This is a genomic window from Uniformispora flossi (genome assembly GCF_049534875.1).
GTDB lineage: Bacteria > Actinomycetota > Actinomycetes > Streptomycetales > Streptomycetaceae > Yinghuangia > Yinghuangia aomiensis.
Window position 1 is genome coordinate 15,334 of sequence record NZ_JBMULZ010000012.1, and the last position, 9,579, is coordinate 24,912.

The 9,579-nt window shown below is 64.2% G+C and carries 8 protein-coding genes; 2 read left to right on the forward strand and 6 right to left on the reverse strand.

What is annotated here, in order from left to right:
• Nucleotides 1-91: 91 nt before the first annotated feature.
• Complete coding sequence (locus ACPA54_RS24360) at nucleotides 92-490, reverse strand: plasmid replication, integration and excision activator (RefSeq protein WP_423533098.1); 399 nt, start codon at nucleotides 488-490, stop codon at nucleotides 92-94.
• Between the two features lie 168 nt (nucleotides 491-658).
• Here ACPA54_RS24360 and ACPA54_RS24365 point away from each other — a divergent pair, with 168 nt between their 5' ends.
• Nucleotides 659-1,402, forward strand: coding sequence for a GntR family transcriptional regulator (locus ACPA54_RS24365; RefSeq protein ID WP_423533100.1), 744 nt, complete (start codon nucleotides 659-661; stop codon nucleotides 1,400-1,402).
• A 111-nt stretch (nucleotides 1,403-1,513) separates the two neighbouring features.
• Here the strand turns inward: ACPA54_RS24365 and ACPA54_RS24370 are convergent, their stop codons facing one another.
• From ACPA54_RS24370 to ACPA54_RS24380, 3 genes are read right to left on the reverse strand one after another with little or no spacing between them, the layout of a single operon-like run.
• Entirely contained in the window at nucleotides 1,514-1,804 is a 291-nt protein-coding gene (locus ACPA54_RS24370; protein WP_423533102.1) for a hypothetical protein, read from the reverse strand.
• Between the two features lie 15 nt (nucleotides 1,805-1,819).
• Nucleotides 1,820-2,104: a hypothetical protein gene (locus ACPA54_RS24375; RefSeq protein ID WP_423533104.1), complete on the reverse strand. Its 285-nt coding sequence runs from the start codon at nucleotides 2,102-2,104 to the stop codon at nucleotides 1,820-1,822.
• On the reverse strand, nucleotides 2,094-2,615 hold the full coding sequence (locus tag ACPA54_RS24380) for a bifunctional DNA primase/polymerase (RefSeq protein ID WP_423533106.1): 522 nt from the start codon (nucleotides 2,613-2,615) through the stop codon (nucleotides 2,094-2,096). The genes ACPA54_RS24375 and ACPA54_RS24380 overlap by 11 nt, the downstream gene beginning before the upstream one ends.
• 210 nt (nucleotides 2,616-2,825) lie before the next feature.
• On the opposite strand from ACPA54_RS24380, the gene ACPA54_RS24385 reads away from it, so the two are divergent.
• Entirely contained in the window at nucleotides 2,826-4,199 is a 1,374-nt protein-coding gene (locus tag ACPA54_RS24385) for an NsdA family TPR-like regulatory protein (protein ID WP_423533108.1), read from the forward strand.
• Between the two features lie 407 nt (nucleotides 4,200-4,606).
• On the opposite strand, the gene ACPA54_RS24390 is transcribed toward ACPA54_RS24385, so the two are convergent.
• Together ACPA54_RS24390 and ACPA54_RS24395 are read right to left on the reverse strand one after the other, a co-directional pair.
• Entirely contained in the window at nucleotides 4,607-5,689 is a 1,083-nt protein-coding gene (locus ACPA54_RS24390; RefSeq protein ID WP_423533109.1) for a phosphotransferase, read from the reverse strand.
• A 936-nt stretch (nucleotides 5,690-6,625) separates the two neighbouring features.
• Complete coding sequence (locus ACPA54_RS24395; protein ID WP_423533111.1) at nucleotides 6,626-8,914, reverse strand: NACHT domain-containing protein; 2,289 nt, start codon at nucleotides 8,912-8,914, stop codon at nucleotides 6,626-6,628.
• Nucleotides 8,915-9,579 lie beyond the last annotated feature (665 nt).

The window sequence follows — 9,579 nt, forward strand, 5'->3', positions numbered from 1 at the left end:
CAAAGATCGTCAGGTCTCTTGAGTGGGAGCGATCCCGGTGCCGGACCGCCAAGTCACCAGGCACCGGGATCGCGCATGAACCTGCGGGCAGTCAGCCCGCCTTGGGCCCCGTCTTGGCCACCGCCGCCATCGGCGCCCGCAGCCCGGCCGCGCGGAACGAGTACGCGAGGCGCCCCGCCCCGTTCACCCACGGCGTGACCGTCAGCCCCTCGAACTCCACCGGCCGGAACGGCAGCCCCGGCAACTCGTCCGGCAGCACCGGCGCCACAGTCGCCGGGATCTTCACCTTCACCGAGCCCTCGCGCGCTTCCGGGTCCGGGTCGGACACCGTGACCGCCCACATCGGCAGGCCCGACGCCTTGTCCCGCGCCTGCACCTGCTGACCACCCTTCGACGCTTCGAAGTCGGACACCGGCTCGACCTTCGTCGCGAACGCCCCCACCGGGAACACATCGCCGAACGCCACCGGAATCGCACCCTTGATCGCCATAACCCGCTGATCTCCCTCAGCTCGACAACGCCCGGACCGACCGGGCGTCCACCTGTACTACAGGTGCAATTCAGGATGCGCACCTGTAGTACAGGTTGTCAAGTGGCTTGGCGCGCGAGATGCTTACCGGCATCGAGCCAGGCACGGGGCGAGTCGACGGAGGCGGCAATGCCACAGGCGGGAAAGAAGCCGAAGTACCGCGAGATTGCCGATCACCTGCGCGAACGGATCTTGGACGGGACGTACTTGGCCGGCCAGGCCCTGCCTGGCGAGGAGGTCTTGGCGAAGGAGTTCGGCGTGACCCGCCCGACCGTCCGCCAGGGCATCAGCGAACTCCGCGCCGCCGGGTTGGTCGAGGCATCGATGGGCCGCGGGACCTTCGTACGCTCCCCCCACGCCCGCCCGAACATCACGCGCCCGCGCGGACTCCGGCGCGAGCCGGACGGCCGGTACGTCGAGATCGACGCAATCCGCTGGACCGTCCACGGCGAACCGACCGCCACGCGCACCGACGCCCCGCTAGCCCTGGCCGACCTGTTGCGCGTCCCGCCCGGCGAGCCGATGTTCACCTACGACGAGCTACACACCGCCGAACATGGCCGACTGCGGCAGACACACCGCACCTACGTGCCGTTCTCCGTGCTGATCGGCACCCCGTACGAGGACACGGCCCCACCGCCAGCGCCCGCGCTGTTCACCGCGCTGGAGTCGGCCGGCCATACGCTCCATTGGACGGAGCACGTCCGCACCCGCATGCCGATGCCTGACGAGGCAACCACGCTCCGACTCGCCGAGGGCGTACCGCTGTTCCAGGTCTTGCGCATCACTCTGAACCAGGACGAACGCCCGCTTGTGCTGGAGGAGTTCAAGCTCCCGGGGGACGACCTTGAAATCACCTACCGGTACCCATGACACGCAAAGGCGGACCCCCTCCCGCATGGCGGCATGGGAGGGGGTCCGCTGTTTCCGGCTCAGCACGTCGCGCACGGGGGGAACGCGAGGCGAGCCGGAGTCCGGGTGCGGCTACGCAGCGAGGCGCGCCATTTCGGCGCAGAGCCCGCGCGTAACCAGGTCGGCAAGTCGGGCGACGACATCCGCCGGTACGGCGCCAAGGTTGACCAGGCCGTCACCGTGGACGTTCACATCCGCCTTAAGCGCACCGAAGCCGACCGCGAGCCCGGCCGCCATCAGCACGTCCGCGAGTTCGCGGGTGGCCGCGTCCGCGTCCCGCCAGCCGCTGACGTACGGAATACCGTCGTGGAACACTTCGGCCCGCGGCGCGCAGGTGCGTTCGTTGTCGGCAGCGATGCGCATCAACTCGACCTTTCCTCAGTCGTTTTCGTTGTCGATGGAACGAAGCGGACGGCCGTCCGACAAGCCCAACGCGATCAGCGCCGCTAGGCGCTTCGCCGCCGCCGGCGAGGTGCGCCCCAGCTCGACGAAGCCGTGCCCGAACGCGTTGACGTCGGCCCGCAAGTACGGCAGGTCTTCCGCCAAGCCAGCCGCGAGCAGGACGTCACGCAGCAGTGCCGTTGCCTCCCGAGCCTCGTACCAGGCGCCCGTGTCGATCGGCGACCAGGTGGCCGCGTCGGAGGTGAAGTCGTCACTCGGCATGCTGCATCGCCTCCCGAGCCAAGCGCCGAGACGCGGAAACAACTTGCCCGGCCAACATGACGATCGCGCCCGCGCTCAGGTCGGGCCGCGCGGTCGGCGGACACAGCCACTGATGACGCGCTCCGACCTCCGGCGAGGGCCCCGGCACGAGCAGGAAATCACCCGCGCTCAAGTACCGGTACGAAGGTTTTCCCCTCAGGTAACCAATGGTCGACGCCCAGAAGTCGAGGCCGTACGGCGCGATCAAGAACGCGACCTTGCGCGTCCTGTGGTCGATCACCGTCGGCAGCGGCGGAGCGGCGAACGCCCGATACCCCTCCAGCGTCCGCACGCCCAAGTCATCGGCCACCACCACGGCATCGAACGTCCGCCCCGTCGACATCAACCGCGGTTCCGCCGGTTCGTCGCGCCAGTCGGCCCGAACTTTCGCCGGACTGTCCGCGGCCGCCGTCAGCCACCGAGGCGGACCACCGGAAATGCTGGGGGCCCGGGTGATATGACGCTTCGTCATCTGAGTTCTCCCCGAGTGCCGGCGGACCTTCCGACCGGTCCCCTCCACCATCAGCTCCCGACCCAGGACACCCACAGATGACAAGGGCTGACAGGGGATGACATGCCCGTGTCACCCCCACCCCTTTGACTGGTTTGCTACGGCATAGCGAAGATGGCCCACACGTGGCCAGCACGCCACAGGACGCCGCTTCGGGGGAGGCGATGCACAGTGACGAACGCACCGACGTACCGTCCGGAACTCTTACGCGCCGAGCGCGAACGGCGCGAATGGTCAAAGACGCGTCTGATCTACGCCCTGCGCCAGGCCGCAGCTGAGGAACACCGCACGATCCCCGCAGACGAAACGCTCAAGCGGAACATCGCGCGTTGGGAGAACGGCCACGCCTACCCGACGGAGTACGTGTCGTATCTGGTCAAGGCGTACGGCAAGCCCGCCCATGTGCTCGGACTCGGCGCCCCACCGTCAGGCGCTGATCTTTCGCCCGTCGCATACCCAACGACCGCCGACGACAGCGTGGACGAGATCAGCCGCTTGTGGCGCGCCGACCTCCAAGACTCCGGAGAGCTGCTAACCGCAGCACCCGATCTCGCCGCCTGGCAGTCAGCGCCGTTCGCCTGGCTTGTCGCCCCGTCGGGAGTGGTACTCCCCCAGCCCCGCGAGCGAACCGAGGTCGGCATGTCCGACGTCGAGGCGATCCGGGCCACCGTCGACATGTTCGTCGACATGGACAACCGGTTCGGGGGCGGACACGGCCGCCGCGCGCTAGTTCAGTACCTGAACTCCGACGGCCGCGAGTTGCTGAACGCCCGCTCGACCGAGCAGGTAGGCCGCGCGCTGTTCGCCACCGTCGCCGAAGGCACCCTCTTGGCCGCATGGATGAGCTACGACTCCGGCCATCACGGCCTGGCTCAGCGCTACTTCGTCCAGGCGCTCCGCCTTGCCCAGACCGCCGACGATCGCCGCTTGGCCGGGAGCATCCTCTCCGCCATGAGCCACCAGGCAACCTTCCTCGGCCGCTATGCCGAAGCCGCCAACCTTGCCCGCGCCGCCTTGCTCGGCACCCAACGCCACGGCACCGCCACCATGTCCGCCCAGTTCCACGCCATGGAAGCCCGCGCCCTGGCCCGACTCGGCGACGACGCCGGCTGTTCCGCCGCACTCTCCGCCGCCATGTCGACGTTCGACCGCCACAACCCCGGCGAAGATCCGGATTTCATCGGCTACTTCGACGAGGCGGAGCTATCCGCTGAGTTCGGCCACTGCTTCCGCGACCTGTCACAGGCCGGCCAGGCAACCTCGTACGCCGAACTCTGTCTAGGCGGCACGGACGGCAAGTACGTCCGCTCCGACTTCTTCGCGACGATGGTGCTTGCCGACTCGCTACTCGACCGCGGCGAGCCCGAACAGGCATGTCAGGCCGCCATGCAGGCACTCACGCTGGGACGCCAACTCAAGTCGGCGCGTTGCGTCACCTATCTCGGCGAATTCAGAACCCGGCTCGACCGATTCGACGGCAACGCGACCGTCGTCGACTTCCTTGACCAAGCACACTCGCACAGGCTCTGGCAGTTGTCGGCCTGACCACGGCTAGGCAGAACTAGGCACCTCAACAACCGCGGACGTCGTCAGCGCAACGAAGTTGTGGGTCCAACAGTCAGCTTCCTTCGTGCCTACCTCAGTCCCGCAACCCACACAGACCAGGTTCGGACCATCGAGGCCGGACGGCCCACAACATCCAGTCATGCGCCGCCAATCATGGTGCTTGGCAGTTCCTGGGACATCGTCAGGGTGCAGGATCAGGTGCGAGCCGTCGAAGTTGACGACATATGTGCCCAGAGATACCCATGATGGTGCAATCGCATGGGGACTGGTGCGTTCCGGCGGCTTTCCCAGCGACTCCGCCTTTTCAAGGTTCCCAGTCAGCGGCTGCTGGCACTTGGCACAGATCGCAATCACCGGCCGATTCTGTCGCAGCCGGACAGCGACATCTAGAACGGGGACCAACCGTGCCGGTCGCCACCGGTCCGCAAGTCGGAGATCCGCCGCCGCAGCTCAGTCGCCGCCCGCTCATCGTGGTCAGCGTTCTGCGCCAGCCAGACGACCATGGACAGCTCACGAATGTCTGCAAGGACCGGGTACCCATACCAGTTCATGACGTCGAAGCCGTACACCCTGACGAATGACTCGTACTCGGTCCGCGTGTGCCAGCCATACCGCTCGTAGTACATCGCGGTCTGCGTCAGGTCCCACTCACGCGGCCCCAGCTCGAAGCCATCCAGGTCGATCAGCACCGCCCGACCAGACTCATCGAGCAACGCATTACCCACGTTCGCATCCCCGTGGATCATGCCGAACGGCAACACGAACTCAAGCCCGTCGTACCGCTTGCCCAACGACTCCGCCCGCTGCCGCAGGAACTGCCGGTCGTCATCGGCAAGGTGCCCCAGCTCCCCCAGTCGCCGCAGCGTCGGCCCGAGCGGATCAACGTATGGGAGCCCCAGCGACGGGGGTTCCGCAAGCCAATGCAGGCGGCGCATCAGCTCCGCGAACTGCACCACATCCGCGTACCGCTCCTCCGCTGCCACCAGCTGCCAGAAGGTCGCGACCCGCCCATCGACAACCGCCGGTTGCCGAACTCCCGGCACCAGCCGAACCGCGGGGTAGTCCATCTCCGTCAGCCATCGGGCCACGCCGACCGTGCGCTGTGCTTCGTCGAGTCGATCGGCGGAGCGCCCAATCCGTACGACTATCGGATCAGCGAGGCGGAAGACTGCGTTCTCCCCCAGCCGCAACATCGATGCCCCGACCGCGCTTAACCCCGCATCCGCACAGGCCTCGGCCAAGAGGCCGGCCGCAGTCTCCGCCGTGAACCCGGCCCCTGACTCCCCGCTGTCCGCCATACCAGCGAAGCTACCAACGGTTGATGCGTTGGCACACGCGGCACCCTGCGCTTCGGTGTCTGCTTCATCGGCCTGATCCCAGCCCGATGCTGCAGTCCGCCAGTCAACCCAGCCCCGAATCCGCGCCAACCGCAGCCCCGCTGCGCGAAGCCCCGAGTCTTCCAGCGTCAACGAAAATCTCGCTGCAATCGGCTGCCAAACACGCCGCTGCGACGGCATTTCTGCAGGTCAGAGGCATGATCATGTTGCCAATTTAATTTTCATCGCGTATATACACATGCTAACGTGGAGCTTGCTACACGGGGTGTGTAGCTTCGTACCCGAAGCGCCAAACGACAACACCCCCAAACCGCTGGCACGGTTGGGGGTGCGTCGCCTCGCCCCTTCAACTAGCCCCGGACACTTGGACGGTCCGGGGCTTAGTTGCGTCCGGCGAGGTTGACCACCGCTGCGACGACGTTCAACAACGCCACGAGCAGCGGCCACACATGACGCCCGATCTTGCTGGGCTGCTTGTCACTCCGATCCACCATGGAACCCCTTCGTCCGTCTGCTGGAGACGAACAGCCCGAAGATCTCCGACTGTTCGACCCCAACAGACCCAACGAGAAGGCACCGCAAACAGCTTAGGGACACAAGGGCGCGTATCCAAACGAATACGCGGTCAGCCGCAACCTGCCTGCGGCCAAAGATCATTGCCGAATTAGTCTCTACTGGATCAAGGGCGCGCCCGCGAGCGGGCGCGCCGCCGCCGCGGCCGCGCGGGCCGCGGCGGGCGTGCGGCGCGGACGCCGGTCCCACCGCGGCCCGACGTCCGCAGCGGCGAACGAACGCATCATCAGGCGAAGCCCGGTTCCAGCAAGGTTCTCGCGATCGCAGCGGAGCTGCGAGGCGCCTGGGGGCGCCCACACGACCTGACGGCCGTGACCGGGGCGCGCTCGTTCCAGCGTGGTGACGTCGACGACTCACCATCCGCCGCCGGCCTACGCCGCGTAGGGCCCACCTTGGTAGTGACGTTGCGCTGCCCTGCGCGCGAAACCCACGGCATGCCACCCGGTCCCCGGCATGCCGTGGACCGGGTGGTGTGCGTGTCGCCGTCGTCCACACCTACAGGGCGAAGTCGCCCGGCTTCTCCAACGCCCTCAGCGCGTCGGCTCTCCGCCCTTTGACCGGGAGATAAATGACAGAACGCCCCGAGGTCACCTTGTGGACCCAGCCCGATGACAGAAGCTCAGACAAGACACGGGGAACAAGCAAACGAATTGACGGATCCAATCCCCGAGAAAGGGCCCCTTCCTTTCGCCCCGATCCACGCTGTCCATATATCTTCTTCAGTATTGTTAGTGCCACTCTGTTCTCGGCAGATACAGGCAGCTGCATAATTCCCGCAGTAGTTTGAGATTGTGTCGAGAATCTCTCAATCTCACATTCAATAAAATTCCCAGACAGCCAACCGGGAATCACCGAAGCGCCGTCCAGGAATCCAATGAGGCAGTTTTGAAAGTGCGGCAATTCCCGCCCTTCTTCGGCCCCGGATATGTCCATCGACTGGATTACGCAGTCCTTGTAGGTAACGCTGGACCCAACCTTGTCACCAGCCGCTACAGAGAAGCTATCGAAGATCACACCTTCGACGTGATAGCTCTCACGCAATACTGTCTGAGGGTCCTGCAAATTGGATGCGACCCTCAGCGTATCAGAAAGCACTGCATCGAATTGGTGGCTGTTTTGCCGACGGCTGGCGGCAGCAAGGGCTGCGCGACACCCGATGCCTTGCGATTCAAGGAACTGGGTTGCAACGTCAGTCCCCAGGTCGCTTGCAGCATTTGCCCATGACGAAACGCGAGACAGCGGATGCGCGTCATACGGATCAATCACGTAACTCGCAAGATCCTCACCGTACGCGGTATCCGCGAGGTCTCGGTCCACAAATACCCTCTGCTCTTCAACGCCCGCCGCAGCAGTATGCGCATCTGGGATCGCCAGCCCTGGCAGCCGGAGCAGTATCTGAATCCCTTCTTCATCAGGCTGTCGACCGTTGACCTCGATAAAGGCGTTCCGCAGCGTCTCCATTCCGACAGGACCGGTCTCATCCCCAGTTGAACGGGCAAGCGTGGCTACACGGGAAACGATCATCTTGACTGTTTCAGGGCGCACAGCACTGAACATTCGGGATTCTCTAGTGCAGATCGCATCAAACAGGTTTCTCCAAGCCGAAGCTTGGTCCGCCATGCCTGCCGATGCCAGGTCCGTGAATGCCCCCATGCCCACGAGGTAACCGATCAGCAGCGGTCGAGTCGGCAGCCACTCCGGCAATGACCAATCAATGCCGACCTCGTTCAGATATTCTGCGACTTGCGAATCACTGAAATCGTTCATCGTGACAACCGAAGCCGACGAAGAAAATCCTAGGGCTCCGGCCATCTCATTCTGAGACGAAAAGTAGTGCGCCCTCCCACAGACCGCAATTCCCGTCTGACCAGGCGCTTCCTGGACTAGCCTCCGCACCGGGGCGAGTGCTTCCCAGCGCACCTGCTTCAGATCGGCTGCGCTGCCAAGCCACCGAGTAGGCACAACCTCGTCGAAGCCATCTAGCAACAGGACGCATGCACCGGAGCGCCACGCCGAGATAAGGCTCTTGTCATCAGAGAACCCGATCTCCTCCGAGTGGCGTCGAAGAATCTCGGCTGGCGTTTTCAATCCGACACAGTCACGCAGATTAATGTGTACCGGAAACGGTGTCAGTTTATTCTTCCTGAAGTGCAGCCTACGCGCTTCCTCATAGACCTTTCGCATCGTGTAGCTCTTACCGACACCAAATTCTCCGACCAGGAGGAGCTTTCTGCCCGAGATGATCCGATCAGCAATCTCCCTCACTCCGATATCCTGGCCCTCGACAGGAATTCGAATCGGGACGTCTACATTAGGAAGAATTTGACCACTTGTATAAGAAAGACTCCCGAAGGGCGCATTGTCCCGACAACGCAAGTACGCCTCAGAGTTACACAGGCGGGCCTGGAGAACTGAAATACTGATTGCATGGATGGTAAACCCGCCGGCTTTGGCCTCTGATTGAACTGCGCCACGCTGCTCAGCGGTCGGCTCCTCCTTCGAGACGCACCATCCCACCAGCGCCTTGTACCGATTCTTTGGATCGTTCTGGAGGTCCCCAAGAATCTCTCTAACCTTAGATGCATCCTTGCGTGATTTTTCCTTCTTTCGGTCGACCGTGAACTCATAAACGTGAATTGCCTCTTCTGAGACAAAAACGCCATCTCGCTCCTGGCCGCGGTGCATGATCGCGCCCTGCAGGCCGAAAGGGTCATGGATTGCTCGGGCAACGTTGAGTGCCCGCAACTCAAATTCGCTGCCGGATTCATCGAATGATTCGGACATACCCCGTCCCCGTCTGTACCACGAAACCCAACGGTTCGATTCTAGATGCATCGAGACCATCAGACCGTGTGAACGGATCGACGCGTGCTCGATTCGTTCTCCGGATGGCGAGGTCGAGCCTGAGTTACCGCGCGCCTCTGGCGTGGGCCATGTCGGGCAACGCACCGGTTATGCCCAGTGACTGAGGGTACCCGACTACTTCCGATGCCAGATACTCACGCAGGTGAGGGGCAGTCAGCGGGCGCCATAGGCTTTCCCCAAGTTCAGAGCCTTGGCGCCGGCACGGTAGCGCCCACACCTACCCAGACATTGGGCCGTATTGGTGCGATGATCTTTGGCTCACACACGGTCCATCTCCGCTCCCGTGCAGGTCGGAGCTCCCCTCGACAACGGACAAGCGATCCGCTCCGGAGCCGTGCTCCGCGCCCGGCAGACGTGCTTGATCGATGCACCCCTTCCGGTCTACGCCTGCGAGAGTGGGGATCGTTTCCAAGCCACCACGAGGAGCGCATGCAGGAGCAGGGTGACCCGGCCGGGCGCCGGCGGAGGTGGGTGAACGGCACGTATCGTGATCATTTTTGGGCCGTCTGTTGGTCGTGAACGTTGGCCGGTGCCGACCGATGATGAAACCCGCGCATTCGAGTGCGTTGTACAGCACCGCCGCT

Excerpts from the sequence above, each read along its gene's own strand:
- ACPA54_RS24395 (WP_423533111.1), bottom strand. The coding sequence starts at position 8,914 with ATGTCCGAATCATTCGATGAATCCGGCAGCGAATTTGAGTTGCGGGCA.
- ACPA54_RS24365 (WP_423533100.1), top strand. The coding sequence starts at position 659 with ATGCCACAGGCGGGAAAGAAGCCGAAGTACCGCGAGATTGCCGATCAC.
- ACPA54_RS24360 (WP_423533098.1), bottom strand. The coding sequence starts at position 490 with ATGGCGATCAAGGGTGCGATTCCGGTGGCGTTCGGCGATGTGTTCCCG.
- ACPA54_RS24370 (WP_423533102.1), bottom strand. The coding sequence starts at position 1,804 with ATGCGCATCGCTGCCGACAACGAACGCACCTGCGCGCCGCGGGCCGAA.
- ACPA54_RS24375 (WP_423533104.1), bottom strand. The coding sequence starts at position 2,104 with ATGCCGAGTGACGACTTCACCTCCGACGCGGCCACCTGGTCGCCGATC.
- ACPA54_RS24380 (WP_423533106.1), bottom strand. The coding sequence starts at position 2,615 with ATGACGAAGCGTCATATCACCCGGGCCCCCAGCATTTCCGGTGGTCCG.